The sequence below is a fragment of the Alexandriicola marinus genome (genome assembly GCF_004000435.1).
In the GTDB taxonomy this organism is placed as follows: domain Bacteria; phylum Pseudomonadota; class Alphaproteobacteria; order Rhodobacterales; family Rhodobacteraceae; genus Alexandriicola; species Alexandriicola marinus.
In genome coordinates this window covers 417,460-432,659 of the sequence record NZ_RBVZ01000002.1, presented here as the reverse complement: position 1 = coordinate 432,659, position 15,200 = coordinate 417,460, and the positions used below count along the sequence as shown (strand labels likewise).

Here is a 15,200-nt window from a genome sequence, read left to right as displayed (position 1 = left end):
CCTTTCCGGTCCGGATACGGTCGGACAGGTCATAGCCGCCGCTCCATCGCGTTGAAAATCCACATGAGCGCGGGCGCCGCGGGATCGCCCGTATGATGGCTGAGGAACTGCCATCCGGTCAGCCGGCTGAGCGCCAGAAGCCGTTCCTTGCGTTCGGCTAACCTCTGAATATAGCGCTCCCTCAGGTCCCCGGCCTTGAGCGTCTCATGAACGAAGGTGCCGCCCATGCTTTCGAAGATCGTCCTGCCGTCGAAGGGAAACGCCTCTTCTGCCGGGTCGAGGACCTGCACGATCGCGCCATGCACGCCGCGGTCGGCGGCCGATGTCAGCGCCTCTTCAACCGGCTCGAGGGGCCCGAGGAAATCCGACAGGAACAGCGCGCGTGAATGGGATGCCATGCCGCGTGCATCGGGATGCCCGTAATCGCCGGTGCCGTCCTCGGTGAACCGGGCGGCCATGCGGGCGATCTGCGCCCGGCCGCTGCGGGGCGGAAGATCTGGCAGGCCCACGCGTTCGCCGCCCCGCGACAACAGGATCGCGGTCGCAAGACCCAGAAGCCGGGCGCGATAGGCCTTGCTGTGCAGCTCAGAGCGCGAGGCGAACGACATGGACGCCGCGTCATCGGCCCAGATCGTCACGCTTTGCGCGACCTGCCATTCCTTGTCCTGAACGAAGGCGCCGTCGGAGCGTGCCGAACGGCGCCAGTCGATCGACCGGACCTCGTCATGATCCTGCGCCGGCCGGTATTGCCAGAACAGGTCACCCAGACCGGCGCGACGCCTGCCGTGTTCGCCCATGTGAACGTTGCGCGCGAGGTGCTCCGCCTCTGCCAGAAGGGGGGGCAGTGGTGCGGCAAGGGCCTCGGCGCCCGAGCGAAGTTGAAGCGGGGCGTCGGCCTCGGTCACGCGGCGGCCTCGACCCGGGTCGTTTCGTTGGCGATGCGGTCGATCACGCCCGACAGGCTTTCGCCGCGGGCGCGGGCCGCAAAGCCAAGCGCCATCCGGTGCGACAGCACGGGCGAGGCCAGCTTGCGCACATCCTCGGCCGAGGGGGCGAGCCGGCCCGACAGCAACGCTTCGGCCCGAACGGCCAGCATCAGGGCCTGTGCGGCGCGCGGGCCCGGGCCCCAGCTGACGGCATTGGTCACGTAATCGGGCGCGTCGGGCGTTCCGGGGCGGCAGGCACGGACCAGATCGAGGATCATCTCGACGATGGCCTCGCCCACCGGCATCCGACGCAGAAGCGCCTGTGCGGCGATCAGCTCGTCGGCGGTAAAGACTGCTTCGGATTTGGCATCTTCGACACCGGTCGTGGCGAACAGGATGTCCCGTTCGGCATCCCGGTCAGGGTAGGGCACGTCGATCTGAACAAGGAACCGGTCAAGCTGCGCCTCGGGCAGGGGATAGGTGCCTTCCTGTTCGATCGGGTTCTGCGTGGCCAGAACGTGGAACGGCGCGCCAAGCGGCCGGTGTTCGCCTGCGATCGTGACCTCGCGTTCCTGCATCGCCTGTAGCAGTGCGGATTGGGTCCGGGGGGAGGCGCGGTTGATCTCGTCGGCCATCAGGAGCTGGCAGAAGATCGGCCCTTCGATGAACCGGAACGCCCGGCTGCCATCAGCCGCGGTTTCCAGAACCTCGGAGCCGAGGATATCGGCGGGCATCAGGTCGGGCGTGAACTGGATGCGGTTGCCATGCAGCCCCATCACCGTCGAAAGCGTGTCGACAAGTCGCGTTTTGCCCAGACCCGGAAGCCCGATCAGAAGCGCGTGGCCCCCGCAGATCAGCGAGGTCAGCGTCAGATCGACAACCCGCTCCTGGCCGATGAAACGGCGCGCGATGCTGGCTCGCGCGGTGGCAAGCCGGTCACCCAGCGCCTCGATCTCGGCAACCAAATCGGTGTCTGACGTCATGACATTTTTCTCCTGACCACTATAGTCGCTATTCCAGCAGATATCGCGCCCAGCCAAAATGGCAAAAAAGAAGAGCGACACATGATCGTGACACCATCGGCGGAAAGCATCGCATCATCGGCCAAGGCGGCGGCGGGAAAGGGCCTGCCACCGGTCGAGAAATGGGATCCCCCCTTCTGCGGTGATCTGGATATGCGGATCGCCCGTGACGGGACATGGTTCTATCTTGGCACGCCGATCGGGCGGCCCGGGCTGGTCTGGCTGTTTTCCTCGATCATCCGGAGGGATGGTGATCGCTATTTCCTTGTAACGCCAGTCGAAAAGGTCGGGATCACCGTTGACGACGCGCCGTTCGTGGCCGTGGATTTCGATCCGGTCGTGGGTGGGCTCGAGTTCGTCACCAATGTCGGGGACAGGGCCATCGCCGGCCCGGATCACCCGATCCGCGTCACGCGCGACCCGGAAACCGGCGAGCCTTCGCCCTATGTCCTGATCCGCCGCAACCTCGAGGCGCTGATCGACCGAAAGAGTTTTTACCGACTTGTCGAACTTGGGGTGACCGAAGCCCATGAAGGTCGTGACTGGTTCGGCATCCGGTCCGGCGGGGAATTCTTTCCCATCATCCCGAGCGCCGAGCTGGACGTCTGATCCTCTTGCCCGCGCAAGCGGGCAGATTTTCGCCTTCCCGCAGCCCAACAATCCGCGTTATCGTGCGGTCCAAAGCGTTTCGTCATTCTTGCGAGGATTAAAATGGCCGATTTCGATTCCCAGATCCGCGAAAGCCAGCAACAGGTCGCCGAGGCGCAGTCCAAGATTTCGGAACTGACCAGCCGTATCGAGATTGCCCGGCAGAAGATGGCCGAAGGGTCGGATATTGCTGTCGATATCGAGAATGCCTCGCTTGAGGATGTTCACGCCCACACCGAGGTGATGAACGCCAACATCGCCGAATTGATCATGGGCCTCGATGATGTGACCGCTGGATTCTCGAAGGATTTCGACGAGATGCGGAACAAGACAGGCTGGGAAACCCTTGTTGGCGTGTTCTCTTCCGCGAAGGCCGATTCGATGCGTCAGGAACGCATGAGAACCGCGTCGATCGACGACAAGTTGCAGGACCTGATTTCCAAATCCGACACCATCGTGAAGCTTCTGGAAAATCAGCTCAACATGCTGAACGAACAGAAGGAGCAGGTCGAGACGAACCTGACCGGCACCTTGCAGGAACGCGAGACCACCGTGGCCGAACTGGAATCGGTGCGGGCCGAGGTGCTGGCTCTGGATCCAAAGATCATCGAGCTGGAAAACAAGATCAGCGTCGAACAGGACGCCGCCACGCGCACCCGGCTTGAAAGCGAACTGGCGGAGATCAACACCCGCTACAACGAACTGGTCCAGCAGGAGCAGGTCAAGCTTGCCAAGTCCCAGACGCTGGAACGGTATATCGAGAAGGGCAAGACCTGGATCGACAGCCTTCAGAACCAGGCCGCGACGCAGATGGTGCTGATCAACAAGCTGCAGACGGACACCAAGCAACGCGTCGTCCTGTATGACGCCCTGTCGAAATCACTGAAAACCGCGCAGCAGCAGGACGTGGCTCACCGGATCAACGAGATCGGCGTCAAGACGGATCAGGAAGCACAGACCGCCATGGCCGCCATCGGGTCCGCCACGAATACGCGCATGGCCGAGATGATGGAGGCGCATGAGGATCACATGGTCTTTGCGCGCGAGGTGCTGGAGCAGAAGGCAAAGGCCGACGAGCGTTTCATGCGGCGGTTCCAGAAGATCGTCGAAAAACACGACAGCAATCTTTACGGAGCGTGAGGTTTGCGAGGTCAATACCGTCTCGAGGCACGCCGCCGATCGGGGCGCCGAAAGGCATGAGGGCGGGCTGCGCCTGTGCCCCGCCGGATGTTGCACCTTCAATGGATGCAGGGGATCCACATGCGTCGACTTGATTCACACCAACTCGCCGGTCTGGCGATAATCACGGGCCTCTTCATTGCGATGATCGCGGTAGGCCTTGGTTGGTATGGTTCGGCGCTTGTTGCCGGGTTCATCGCGGTGCTGGTTGCGGGCATAATCGGCCCCGAAGGCAAGGGTAGACCCGGCGGAGATTTCCATCACGATGGCAGAAGCGACGGCGGCTGTGACGGTGGAGATTGATTTGGACAGGCCGGGCGCTCCGCAACAGGGGAGAGGTGCGCGGAGGTCATGCTCCTGCTCCGGTGCGGCCATTGATGAACGCCGCGAGACATAAACCATGAGTCGAACGATTTGACGCGGCAGAAGCTTATACTGGCGGCCCTGCTTGTCCTGGCCCCGCCTGTGGCTGCGCAGGACGCGGACTGGGAACGTGCGGACGATGTCACGACCGCGGTGCTTGCCGAGGATGGCGCGGAATTGCTGAGTTCATCGTCCTTCGTGGACGGTCGGGACTATATCTCGATCACCTACTGGATGCGCGGCACCCTGCGGCGGAATATGTATCGCTGCGTGGATCGCGTCAGTTCAGACGGAGTGTCGCGCCGGTCACGATGCGCGCGGGTGACATCATGAATGTCGGTGGAGAAACCGCGCGGGTTAAGTGTCTCGGAGAGGTAAGTGTCGGGGGGGATAAGGCCCTGACCCCCTCGGGCTTCGGGGGCTTCGCCCGATCGCGCGCCCAACTTGGCACCAGACGGGCAAGCCTGCCGACGAGGCGCGGCAGCAAAGCGGGAGAGGCCGGTGGCTGAGGTCGATAAATCATTGCCAGCCGATCATTTCGATCTTGAGGACACCCGGGTCACGCGCCGGTATTTCGGCAAGTTCGATGCGATCACCGGGCATCTGGCCCGGGTTGCCGGCCGCATGGAAAGCGAAGGGCACCTCAATCGACGCGAGGTCGATGCGCTGGCCCGATATCTTCTGGCGCTGGGGCTGAGTTTCAGGGCGCTTGCCCATAAGTACCATTTCTCCGGCCGGTTTCCCCATGCCGGAAAGCTGACCTTCGACCGTGTCGAAAGTGGCTTTCCGGTGTTTCACGAACTCCTCGAGATGGCCAACGACGCGCAACAGGCCGAACGGCACCTGTCGGGCATGCCGACCGAAGAGCGGCTGAAGGACGAAATGGTCAAGGTGATCCTGTCGGAGCGGCAGATCCCGTCGAAACTTCAATATGCCCTTTCACAGCGGCTCTATTACGAGGAGCTTCGCAAGGGCGGGCTGTTCTGGGCCCGCAATGATCCCGAGGCCACCTGGCTTGGCAACAACGGTGATGACCGGCGCCGATACCTGCTGCGCTGGGCGGTCTATGACAGCACGATCAACCTGCCCGTCATCTACCTGATGGAGGTTGAGGATTCCGGTCGCACGGGCCTTCCCAAGGACGAGCGGCGCTGGCCGGAAACGCAGGCCCACCTGATGAGCCAGGCTGTGGCCGGGCTCAAGCTGCTGACGATCGCGACAGGGTTCGACAAGGATTTCGACGATCTGCACCCGACGCGGCTGAGGCGGTTTCACATCGGGCCGATGTACAGCCATGCCTTCACCCGTCAAACCGGACCGATCCGCGATGTTCTGGCCCAGGCCAAGGCACCGCCCGGCGAAGACTGGGCGCTGGTCTGGACCGAGGAAGAGCTGGTCAGCGAGCGATCGGAGAAGGAAAAGTCCGGCTGGTTCGGCAGTGTCGAGCGGCAGATTTTCGCGCTTGATCCCTTTGCCGGTCGCGGTGCGGAAACCGGCGCCACGCGGATGGAACGCGCGATCATCCTGCCCGAGCGACCCTTTCAGGCGCTGTCAGAGCTGAACCCGCCGGGTTTCGCCGATGTGCGCAAGTTCGTGGTGGGGTCGGGCGGTCGGGTTCTGAGCTATCGGTGATGCGGGGGGGCGGCCAAATTTCGCGAAATTTGGCGGAAGGGGGCGATGCCCCCTGTCGGCCGCAGGCGGCCGATGCCTGCTTCGGCAGCGATCGGGAAAAGATGACAGGCGCCCCATGGTGCCCAAAGTGGAGGATCTGGTGCGATGAGTGAGACCGCCGATTTCATGGAACTTCGCGAAGAAGATATCGTGAAGCATTATCCCGCCGCGCTGGACCTGCTGGACGGCTTCGATCACGCGCCGCGTATCGCGAAGCCCGCGGGGAATGCCGCGCCGGAGCGCTCTCCGGGGATCGGAGGTCGGCGGGCGTTCCGGTCGACGACACCGGGGCTTGTCACCCGCAGGACGCGGCGCGCCGAAGGTGTCCATATCCTCGAGGCCATTGCCGAGATGGAGGGAGGGACGGGTCTCGTCTCGCCGGTGCAGGCGGCCGTGCAGACGGCGCTCCACCGGGCCATCTCCATCGCGCTCGCCATCTCTGAGACATTCGCCGAAAGCACCGGGCTGGCCGATCTCAAGCGGCTGAACCTCGAGGGGGCTTTGCCGTCCGACAAATCGCGTGACTTCTCGGCCCTGCTGACGGCCGAGGCGCTGATCACGCTGCATGTGTTCGGCAATGCCGTGGCCTTCCTTCTGGCCTCGCATGCCACGGAGGAACAGGTCGAGATCGGCGATCTGGAAGAGGTGCTGACCGAGAACGGGCAATTGGCCCTTCACGGCGCCTTGTGGGAACTCGAGGCCGATATCTCGGCCTTTGCCACAACCGAGCCGCGTCTTGTCGCGACCGTTCTGGCCTTTGCCGAAGCGCTGATGAGCAAGGCCGCTGCGCGCGCCGGAACCGCCACGGACCTGGATGCCTTTACCTCGGCCAGCTGGAAGGTGGAGGCCGACGGCCTTGTGATCCGGGGGTTCGCGCCGTCGTTGAAGGCCAAGAGCACCACCCTGACCATGACCTTTAAGAAGCCGCACGAGGTCGTCGGCAACCACATCGCCAAATACCAGGCGCTGCGCCTGTCGAAGATGCTGATGGCCTATGATTTCGACCGGCGGCTGAACCCGTTTGCCGAACTGGGCGGGTTCATATTCACCTTCATGGGCGACGGTGCGCCGGGCACCGGCAAGACGACGCTGATCCAGATGATGGCCGGGCTGATCAACGATTACTGCCAGGTGGCGGGCTATACCTTCCGGTATCAGAACCTCAGCACCGACAATATCGACAGCTATCAGGGAAAATCCGGTCAGAACGCGCGCAGTTTCATCAACACCATCATCGACCCGCAGGTGATCGGCTTTGGCACGATCGACGATATCGACATGCTGGCGGGCAAGCGCGGCGACCGGCAATCAAGCGCGGGTCAGCTGGAAATCACCTCCGTGCTGATGGATGCCTTCGCGGGCGCCAACACCGTCGTGCGGGGCAACTGCACCTTTGGCATGTTCTCGAACTATCCCGAGAACGTCGATGACGCGCTGCGCCAGAGGGCGGGCGCGCGGTTCCTTGTCGACGGGCCACAGACCCGCGAGGATTACATCGATATCTTCGCGCTTCTTCTGGGCAAGAATCACGACATTCCGCTGGGGGACCACGAGGTCTTTGCCGCGCAGCAGATCCAGAAGGCCGTTGCCGCGAGTTTCGAAAGTCACAATCGCCCCAAGGAAGAAGGGCTCGTCGCCGTCTGGGAGAAGACCGAAGACCGGATCGGAAAGCTCGACACGATTGCCAAGATCGGCACCTATCTCAAGGGTATCCAGGAGGCTGATCCGCGCTTTACCGGGCGCGCGATCAAGAACATTACCGATGCCATCAAGGTCAGGTCGATGGATTTCGAACTGCCCGATGAATGGATGGAGAACCCCGATCTGTTTATCTTCAAGGATTATGACACCAAGCTGCGTATGATCACCGAACTGCGCCGCGAGATCACCGTCGAGATGGTGATCCAGGAGATCAACCGATACGCCGACAGCGAATTCCGCTATGCCGACAAGTCCGATGAAGAAGCCATCAAGAAGATGGTGCGTGAATACGGACTGACCGAGGAGGCCAAGCGCCGCTACCTTGCCCTGAGAGACGGGCCGCAATGAGCGGGCCGACAACATCGACGGACGAAGGCGGTTCACAGTGAAGGGCCCGGCCAAGTCGATCATGGGCAAGAAGCTTCAGGCCGAAGCGGAAGAACAGGCCTGGACGCGGGCTGTCATCCGGGCGGCCTTCCTGATCGTTCTGGCGTTCGGCGCGGCGTGGTGGTGGCGCGATGTGGCGTGGCAGGGGCGGACGGAGCTGGCCTCCGCCAGTGATCCGGCCTCGGATCTGGCATTGCGTCAATCGGCCTATCTGGCCTGGGCGGCCATGCTGATCCTGATGCCCGCCTTTTATGGCTTCTGGTCGCGCAACCGGTCGGCCAAGGCATGGCGGACATGGCGGTCGCATTGGACGCTGGGGCTCTGGCTTCTTGTCCTGCATCTTCTGTGGTCGGCCTATGCGGCATTCGGATGGAACGTGCCTGCGATGATCGACAGCCCCCGCGTCACCGCTTTCTGGCCGGCGCTGGCACTGGTGGCGTGGTGGGCGTTCGATGTCTGGATCGCCTCCCGGCAGGAGGAGGAAACCCGGCTTGTGATGGTTGAGCGCGTGCTTCTGAGCCTTGCGGTGCTCGCGCTGTTTGCCAAGGGCGCCCTTTGGGAGGGCGATACATTGGTGGGCACTGTCCTGTGTGCCGCATTGATCGCGTCAGCCGTGATCTCCGGGCATGATGCCTGGAAGAAACGGGGCAGGGTTTGAGCGGCCTGTTCCAGTTCACGGCGGCCTATCTGCCCTGGGCCGTCTGGATCGCCGTGATGGTCAGTCTCGGCTGGCGGATACCGGCCGCGGTTGCCGCGACGGAGCGTCCCGGTCGGGATGCGGGGCGACGGTTTGCCTATGGCGCGGTCGCCCTGACCCTGGTCAGCCTGCCACTGGTCTATCTGATCGCCAGTCTGCAAGCTTCGGTCTTCGGGGGCGAAGGCGCGCGCTGGGCCGGGCCCGAGGTTTTGCTCGCAACGGTCGTAATCATCGCCCCGGCGGTATATATTCCGGTGTTGACGGTGCGCTGTGCACAGCTCTGGCTGCGGGAACGCGGCGCCGGTGACTAACCTGTGCGATCAACGCAGAAAGGGAACCCACGCAATGATTGCCGACGGTCTTCTTCTTCCCGCGCTCGTTCTTGCGTTGGTGGGCTGGCTGGTGCCCCGGGGGTTGAGCCTTGTCTTTCCGGAAGGTGTGAAACCGCTGCTGATCCTCGCCTTTGTTTCGACGGTGATCATGTTCCTTGTGGGGTCGTCCTTTTTTGTGGGGCTCTACCTCGTGCGCGGCGTGCCGATGGAGGCTGTTCTGTCCGGCGGATTGGCAGATGTCGTCGTGCATTTCGGTCGGTTGGGCCTGATCTCGGCCCTGCTGTGGGGGCCGATCATGATCCTGAGCGTGGCGGGATTGCCCAAGCATTGGGTCGAGGAGACGTGGTGATGCCTGTAACGATCTTTCTGTCAGATGCCCGACGTGCAGAGGTCGGGGCCAAGATGCGGGCGTGTTTGCAGATCGGCCGGACCCATGGTGTCTGCAGCGCTTCGTGGAGGGTGCGCACATGAAGCGGCTGATCGAACGGGGGCTGATGTTCGGCAACCTGATCCATATCCAGAGCCCGGTTCTGGTCGAACGCTACAACCGATCGCTCAAGCATCTGACGGGCAAGCAGACGACCCAGAGCGATTTTCACATCGATATTTCTGGGTTCTCGCCCGAAATCGGGGATGAGCTGGGCGATCTGCATTATCTCAATCAGGCGGGTGTGAACCGGCAATTCATCCTGCTGACGACGGATCAGAAATCCGCGCCGCTGCTGAATGCGTCGTTTTCGACCTCGCGGGGGATCCTGAAGAAATTCATCAACGAGAACGAGCCCCAGCTGTTTGCCCTGACGGCCCGCGATGCCGTTGCCGGTGAACTGGTCAATTCGGTCTACCTCGCCGAAACGCCAAGGCGGCTGTTCGACATTCGCAGGGTCCGGATCGAGGCCGATACGACATCCGGCACGGTCGCCACCGCCGCGCGGCTTGGCGAGATGATCGACCGGTTCAAGACCGAACGTGATGCCTGGTGGGACGATGTTCTGATCGCCGAGATGATCGGACTGGCCCGCGAAACCGGCGATGTGACGCGCAATCCGGTCGAACTGAAAGAGATGTGGTTCGATCAGGACAATTACTGGACGTCGCTGTTTGGCGGCATCTACCTGTTTCGCGGCGTCGACACGCCCGCCGTCATCTCCGCAGACCCGGATCGCGACCTTGGCGATCTGCCGATCGACCGGGTTCTGCGGTTTCGTGATCGGTCTGCGATCGCGAAATTCCTCGAGGAAAACGGTCTTGTCGAGCCGATCGTCACGGCTCGAGGGATCGATGCGGCCGCGATCCTGCGCCAGAAGATGGATTTCATCGTGGCCGAAGTCGCCGCGATCATGGGCGAAGACCTCGAAGGGGCGACCCGAAGGGACCTGCGCCTTCTGGGGCGGCGGTTCGCGAAACTCCTTCCGCCGGATTGGCAGGGGCTGGCGGCCCTTGTCCGCTGGGCCGAAGAGGGGGGCGACTGGCCGCATATCGACAGCGAGCATCCCGCCTATTTCTATACGCTCCGGGCCCGCGACGTGCCTGATGCCGATCTGGTGAACATGCTGCTGTCGGAACTGTCCCCGCTCGACATCCGGCAGCTGTTCATCTGCCACAAGGAGGCCTTCTACAGGGCATATGCCGGTTGGCCCGAACCCAAGAAGGCCTATGTCGCCGATTTCCTCCATCGCGAATACATGGTCGACAAGGCCGGAACGCGCGAGGCGCTCTTCGGTCACGAAGAGGGCATGGACAACCCGGTCCGGGCGGTGAATTCTCCGTGGGACAAGACCGGCGGGCCACCACCGGTGCCACGGGACGATCTGGTCGAGCTGGTCGGGCCGTGGGGCGCAGTCAAACGGGAACGGGACAGGTAGATGGGTGTAATCAGGCTTTTCGTTGTCGCCTTTGTCGTTCTGACGGTGATCTATGTGTCGATTTCGCTTTATTCACGGGCGGTCCGGCGGGACAAGCTGGAACGCGAGTGGGACGAGGAAATCCGCGAGGGCGATCGCGACGCGTTCGTGAAAGAGGGGCTTGCCGATTACGACGGATCTTTGAGGCGGCGACTGATACTGGCTGTCTATATCATTCCGGTGGCCATCGTCGGCACCATTATCTATCTGGTCAATTATTGAGACACCGCCGGGGAGAGGCATCATGCTGGGCTATCTGAAATGGACATGGCGGATCGTCTTCTGGAGTGTCTTCGTCGCCTTCCTGACCTACGTGCTGCCTGACCGGGATGTCGTCCGGGTCGTCTCGACCGAGGTGATCCGAACCGATTTCACGCCTCTCAACCGCATGTTCTATGCCCAGGCCGACAGCGGCAACGCCGAGCAGCCGACCCGGGATCTTCGGCTGATCAACACCGTGCGCCGCAACGGCAACGTCTATGTCTATCGCAACGAGGATACGGGCTGGATCTGGCCGCCCTATTTCAAGTTCGACAGCTCCGATCTTCAGGCCGAGGCCGAGGATCTGATCTCGACCGCCGATAATCCGCAATGGGCGGTGATAATGCATTACGGCTGGAGGGTGCGTTACCTGACGATCTTTCCAAACGCGATCACGATCCGGCCCATCGACGATCCCGAGATCCGGCTGATCCCGTGGTTCAACATTGTTGTCCTGACGATCCTTGGTGCCCTGGTCTGGGCGATCCTCGTGCGCTGGCGTCGTTTCAAGGCGCGCCGGATCACGCCCCGGATGCAGCAGGTCGACGCCGCCATCGACGAGCAGAAGGCAGGTGTCTCGCGCTGGCTGGCCTCGTGGCGGCGCAAGTCCTGACCGGCTGACTTTCGGACGGACCCCCGGGCGGCGAGGGTGACGGATCACTCGCCGTAGGGGATCCAGATCGTCTTGACCTCGGTCGCGGCATCAAGGAACGGACGGCCCTCGCCTTCGGGTCCATGCCAGTCGCGGGCACGGGCGTTATTGACCCAGCTGCGCTTGAGGTTGTTGGCCGATAAGTCCTCCACCGTGGCCGAGATGTCGGACGACGAGAACGACCAGACCGCATCCACGTCGTGATGCCCGGCAAGCGGTGCCGCAAGCTCGATATGCGAGCCGGTCAGGATGTTGACCACGCCGGCCGGCACGTCAGATGTCTCCAGAACCTGATAGAAATCGGTGGCGGCCAGCGGGAACGGTTCGTTCGCGACTGCAACGACGCGGCTGCCCATGGCGATCGCCGGCGCAAAGGCCGACACCAGACCCAGAAGCGGTGCCTCATCGGCGCAGAACACTCCGATCACGCCGGTGGGTTCGCGCATGGCCAGCGCCACGCCCCGGATCGGCACGCCGTGGGCCTGACCGTCGAATTTGTCTGCCCATGCCGCATAGGTGAACAGCCGGCGGATCGAAAGATCGACCTCCTCCGCGCCGTCCTGCCCGGTCATCGATTCGATCCGGGCTGCGAATTCGCCGGCGCGGGCCGACAGGTTCTCGGCGATGTAATAGAGGATTTGCGCCCGAAGGTGACCGGTGGTCCGCGACCAGGCCTTTGCCGCCTGCGCAGCCTCTACCGCGTTGCGGATGTCTTTCCTGTTGGCAAGGCCCACTTCCCCAAGCCTGACGCCCGAGGGGCCAAAGACCGCCTTCGAATAGCCGCCGTCAGGCCGGGCCTGCTTGCCCCCGATATAGAGCTTTGCCGTCCGGTCGAGCGGACCCGCCGTCGCGCCGTTGCCCTTATGCGCCGGGATCGGAGCAAGCGAGGCGGGATCGACGGCGGGGCGAAGATAGGCGGCCAGCCCTTCCCATCCGCCCTCGCGACCGAAACCGCTTTCACGGACGCCACCGAACGGGGCGGCTGCGTCGAACATGTTCGTCCCGTTCACCCAGACGACGCCGGCTGCCAGTTTCGGTGCAATGTCGAGGGCAAGGTTGATGTTTTCCGACCAGACCGAGGCGGCAAGCCCGTAGCGCGTGTCATTGGCCAGCGCCACCGCCTCGGATGGCGTGCGGAAGGTCGTGGCGACAAGGACCGGGCCGAAAATCTCTTCCTGCATCAGGGGCGAGGCGGGTGACAGCCCGGTAATCAGCGTGGGTGGATAGAAGCAGCCCTGATTGGGCAGCGCGCAGGCCGCGACATGGGTTTGCCCTTCGGTATTGGCAGCGACGAGCGAGTGGATACGGTCAAGCTGAACCGGATCGACGATTGCGCCCACGTCGATACATTTGTCGAGCGGGTCGCCGATGCGCAGCTTGTCCATCCGGGCGCGCAGCCGGGTGTGGAAGTCCTCGGCGATGCCCTCCTGAACCAGAAGCCGGGATCCCGCGCAGCAGACCTGCCCCTGATTGAACCAGATCGCATCCACCAGCCCCTCGACCGCGCTGTCGAGATCGGCGTCGTCGAAGACGATGTAGGGTGACTTGCCGCCCAGTTCGAGCGTGAGAGGAATGCCGCGCCCGGCGGTGGCCTTGCGGATATGGCGGCCGACCTCGGTCGAACCGGTAAAGGCGATCTTGTCGACGGGCTGATCGACAAGTGCGGCCCCGGTTTCACCTTCGCCGGTGACGATGTTCAGGACACCGGGCGGCACGCCTGCGGCCTGTGCGATCTCGGCAAAGACGAGCGCCGAGAGGGTGGTATATTCGGCCGGTTTGATCACGACCGTGTTTCCGGCCGCCAGCGCGGGTGCCACCTTCCATGCCAGCATCAGAAGCGGAAAGTTCCACGGGATGATCTGGCCGCAGACCCCATGGGCACGCATCCCGGGCTGTTCGCTTTCAAGAAGCTGGGCAAGGCCTGCGTGGAAATAGAAATGCCGGATCGCCAGCGGCACGTCGATGTCGCGGCTTTCGCGGATGGGCTTGCCGTTATCGAGGCTTTCCATCACCGCCAGAAGTCGGGAATTGCGCTGCATGCCCCGCGCGATCGCATAAAGGATACGGGCGCGGCCATGCCCGCCCAACGCCTCCCATGCCGGTTGCGCGGCGCGGGCATGATCGACGGCGCGGGCCACCTCGTCGGCGGTGCAGCGGGTGATGCCGGCGAGGCGCTCTCCGGTGGCGGGGTTGCGGCTCTCGAAATCGTCGCGCGCCGGGCCCCAGTCCCCGTTGATGAACGGCGCGGCACTGTGGCCTCGCGCCTCGAGCCAGGCCATTGCCTCAGCCGTGCTTTCGGGGGCGGGGCCGTATTCCATCGTCTCGAAGATCTGCTTGATGGTCATCGTTCGGGTCCTTGTCCGATATGCCCCTGTCAGGCCATCGCGTGGCGCCATCCGGCGGAATATGCGCCGGTGACATGGTGGTCGAGCTGGCGTTCGATATCGCCCAGAAGCGATGAGGCGCCAAAACGGAAGAGATCGGGTCTGAGCCAGCGGTCGCCCAGCTCGTCCTTGACGAGCGCGAGATAGACCAGTGCGTCCTTGGCCTTGGAAATGCCGCCCGCGGGCTTGTAACCGACCTTGATCCCTGTCTTGTCTTCGTATTCGCGTATCGCGCGCAACATCGTCAGCGTCACCGGAAGGGTGGCGTTGACCGATTCCTTGCCGGTCGATGTCTTGATGAAATCGGCGCCCGCCATCATGCAGACGAGCGAGGCGCGGGCCACGTTGCGCAGCGTGCCCAACTCGCCCGTGGCAAGGATCGCCTTCACATGGGCATCGCCGCAGGCGGCCCGGAATTCGGCCATCTCGTCGTAGAGCGCCTGCCAGTTGCGGGTCAGAACATGGCGGCGCGAGATCACGATGTCGATCTCGTCTGCACCGGCGGCGACGCTTTCGCGGATCTCCTCGACCCTGAGCCGGAAGGGCGACAGCCCCGCCGGAAACCCGGTCGAGACGGCGGCCACCGGGATGCCGGAGCCCTTCAGGGCCTCGACGGCGACAGGCACCATCTCGTGATAGACGCAGACGGCGCCGGTGGTCAGCCCCTCCATCCCGATGGCCGACAGGATGTCGGGCGAGACGGGCTGGCGGGCCTTGGCGCAGAGCCTTTGCACCCGGCCTGCGGTGTCGTCGCCCGACAGGGTGGTCAGGTCGATGAGCGAGACTGCCTTGCAGAGCCATGCCGCCTGCCAGTCCTTCTTGACCGACCGGCGCCCGGGAAGTGTCGCGGCGCGGCGTTCCACGGCAGAGGTGTTCACCCTGACGTTTGCCACCCAGTCCAGATCAAGCGGCATGCCGGGATTGCGCGGCTCGTGCAGTTGGGGCAGCTGGTTATCCGTGGTGGTGGACCCGGACTTGTCCGGGGCGGTCTGTGTGCGGGCCATCGGTATCTCCGTTGATCGCGCGAACCGTCGCATGGGTCAGCGGACGAGACAAGTTTTACCATACGGTAA

Annotated in this window: 16 protein-coding genes; 11 read left to right on the top strand and 5 right to left on the bottom strand. The window is 63.3% G+C overall.

Going from position 1 to position 15,200, the window contains the following annotated elements; genetic code table 11:
* Positions 1-29: 29 nt before the first annotated feature.
* Together EP376_RS08495 and EP376_RS08490 are read right to left on the bottom strand one after the other, a co-directional pair.
* Positions 30-905, bottom strand: coding sequence for a DUF58 domain-containing protein (locus EP376_RS08495; RefSeq protein WP_240652445.1), 876 nt, complete (start codon positions 903-905; stop codon positions 30-32).
* Positions 902-1,909: an AAA family ATPase gene (locus EP376_RS08490; RefSeq protein ID WP_127655126.1), complete on the bottom strand. Its 1,008-nt coding sequence runs from the start codon at positions 1,907-1,909 to the stop codon at positions 902-904. The genes EP376_RS08495 and EP376_RS08490 overlap by 4 nt, the downstream gene beginning before the upstream one ends.
* 81 nt (positions 1,910-1,990) lie before the next feature.
* On the opposite strand from EP376_RS08490, the gene EP376_RS08485 reads away from it, so the two are divergent.
* The gene (locus tag EP376_RS08485; protein ID WP_127655125.1) at positions 1,991-2,557 is read left to right on the top strand and encodes a DUF1285 domain-containing protein; all 567 of its coding nucleotides are present in this window, start codon (positions 1,991-1,993) and stop codon (positions 2,555-2,557) included.
* A 102-nt stretch (positions 2,558-2,659) separates the two neighbouring features.
* A complete protein-coding gene (locus EP376_RS08480; RefSeq protein ID WP_203330980.1) occupies positions 2,660-3,736 on the top strand; it encodes a coiled-coil domain-containing protein in 1,077 nt (358 codons plus the stop codon).
* Between the two features lie 135 nt (positions 3,737-3,871).
* Here EP376_RS08480 and EP376_RS08475 read toward each other — a convergent pair whose 3' ends face one another.
* Complete coding sequence (locus tag EP376_RS08475; RefSeq protein ID WP_127655123.1) at positions 3,872-4,150, bottom strand: hypothetical protein; 279 nt, start codon at positions 4,148-4,150, stop codon at positions 3,872-3,874.
* 39 nt (positions 4,151-4,189) lie between these two features.
* Here EP376_RS08475 and EP376_RS08470 point away from each other — a divergent pair, with 39 nt between their 5' ends.
* The 9 genes from EP376_RS08470 (at position 4,190) to EP376_RS08430 (ending at position 11,704) form a co-directional block, all read left to right on the top strand.
* Positions 4,190-4,471 carry a hypothetical protein gene (locus EP376_RS08470; RefSeq protein ID WP_127655122.1) on the top strand — a complete coding sequence of 94 codons (282 nt, stop codon included), beginning with the start codon at positions 4,190-4,192 and terminating at the stop codon, positions 4,469-4,471.
* A gap of 168 nt (positions 4,472-4,639) precedes the next feature.
* Complete coding sequence (locus EP376_RS08465; RefSeq protein ID WP_203330979.1) at positions 4,640-5,770, top strand: hypothetical protein; 1,131 nt, start codon at positions 4,640-4,642, stop codon at positions 5,768-5,770.
* Between the two features lie 144 nt (positions 5,771-5,914).
* Complete coding sequence (locus EP376_RS08460; RefSeq protein ID WP_127655121.1) at positions 5,915-7,858, top strand: ATP-binding protein; 1,944 nt, start codon at positions 5,915-5,917, stop codon at positions 7,856-7,858.
* 37 nt (positions 7,859-7,895) lie between these two features.
* Complete coding sequence (locus EP376_RS08455) at positions 7,896-8,555, top strand: hypothetical protein (protein ID WP_127655120.1); 660 nt, start codon at positions 7,896-7,898, stop codon at positions 8,553-8,555.
* On the top strand, positions 8,552-8,905 hold the full coding sequence (locus tag EP376_RS08450; protein WP_127655119.1) for a hypothetical protein: 354 nt from the start codon (positions 8,552-8,554) through the stop codon (positions 8,903-8,905). The genes EP376_RS08455 and EP376_RS08450 overlap by 4 nt, the downstream gene beginning before the upstream one ends.
* Before the next feature lie 34 nt (positions 8,906-8,939).
* A complete protein-coding gene (locus EP376_RS08445; protein ID WP_127655118.1) occupies positions 8,940-9,275 on the top strand; it encodes a hypothetical protein in 336 nt (111 codons plus the stop codon).
* A 118-nt stretch (positions 9,276-9,393) separates the two neighbouring features.
* The gene (locus EP376_RS08440; RefSeq protein WP_127655117.1) at positions 9,394-10,791 is read left to right on the top strand and encodes a DUF6638 family protein; all 1,398 of its coding nucleotides are present in this window, start codon (positions 9,394-9,396) and stop codon (positions 10,789-10,791) included.
* The gene (locus EP376_RS08435) at positions 10,792-11,052 is read left to right on the top strand and encodes a hypothetical protein (protein ID WP_127655116.1); all 261 of its coding nucleotides are present in this window, start codon (positions 10,792-10,794) and stop codon (positions 11,050-11,052) included.
* 22 nt (positions 11,053-11,074) lie between these two features.
* Positions 11,075-11,704: a DUF1523 family protein gene (locus EP376_RS08430; RefSeq protein WP_203330978.1), complete on the top strand. Its 630-nt coding sequence runs from the start codon at positions 11,075-11,077 to the stop codon at positions 11,702-11,704.
* A gap of 44 nt (positions 11,705-11,748) precedes the next feature.
* On the opposite strand, the gene EP376_RS08425 is transcribed toward EP376_RS08430, so the two are convergent.
* Both EP376_RS08425 and deoC read right to left on the bottom strand, forming a co-directional pair.
* Positions 11,749-14,088 carry an aldehyde dehydrogenase family protein gene (locus EP376_RS08425; protein WP_127655115.1) on the bottom strand — a complete coding sequence of 780 codons (2,340 nt, stop codon included), beginning with the start codon at positions 14,086-14,088 and terminating at the stop codon, positions 11,749-11,751.
* 29 nt (positions 14,089-14,117) lie between these two features.
* On the bottom strand, positions 14,118-15,131 hold the full coding sequence (gene deoC, locus EP376_RS08420) for a deoxyribose-phosphate aldolase (RefSeq protein WP_127655114.1): 1,014 nt from the start codon (positions 15,129-15,131) through the stop codon (positions 14,118-14,120).
* Positions 15,132-15,200: the final 69 nt, after the last annotated feature.

Excerpts from the sequence above, each read along its gene's own strand:
- EP376_RS08490 (WP_127655126.1), bottom strand. The coding sequence starts at position 1,909 with ATGACGTCAGACACCGATTTGGTTGCCGAGATCGAGGCGCTGGGTGAC.
- EP376_RS08425 (WP_127655115.1), bottom strand. The coding sequence starts at position 14,088 with ATGACCATCAAGCAGATCTTCGAGACGATGGAATACGGCCCCGCCCCC.
- EP376_RS08480 (WP_203330980.1), top strand. The coding sequence starts at position 2,660 with ATGGCCGATTTCGATTCCCAGATCCGCGAAAGCCAGCAACAGGTCGCC.
- EP376_RS08430 (WP_203330978.1), top strand. The coding sequence starts at position 11,075 with ATGCTGGGCTATCTGAAATGGACATGGCGGATCGTCTTCTGGAGTGTC.
- EP376_RS08460 (WP_127655121.1), top strand. The coding sequence starts at position 5,915 with ATGAGTGAGACCGCCGATTTCATGGAACTTCGCGAAGAAGATATCGTG.
- EP376_RS08440 (WP_127655117.1), top strand. The coding sequence starts at position 9,394 with ATGAAGCGGCTGATCGAACGGGGGCTGATGTTCGGCAACCTGATCCAT.
- EP376_RS08435 (WP_127655116.1), top strand. The coding sequence starts at position 10,792 with ATGGGTGTAATCAGGCTTTTCGTTGTCGCCTTTGTCGTTCTGACGGTG.
- EP376_RS08445 (WP_127655118.1), top strand. The coding sequence starts at position 8,940 with ATGATTGCCGACGGTCTTCTTCTTCCCGCGCTCGTTCTTGCGTTGGTG.
- EP376_RS08475 (WP_127655123.1), bottom strand. The coding sequence starts at position 4,150 with ATGGCCGCACCGGAGCAGGAGCATGACCTCCGCGCACCTCTCCCCTGT.
- EP376_RS08485 (WP_127655125.1), top strand. The coding sequence starts at position 1,991 with ATGATCGTGACACCATCGGCGGAAAGCATCGCATCATCGGCCAAGGCG.
- deoC (WP_127655114.1), bottom strand. The coding sequence starts at position 15,131 with ATGGCCCGCACACAGACCGCCCCGGACAAGTCCGGGTCCACCACCACG.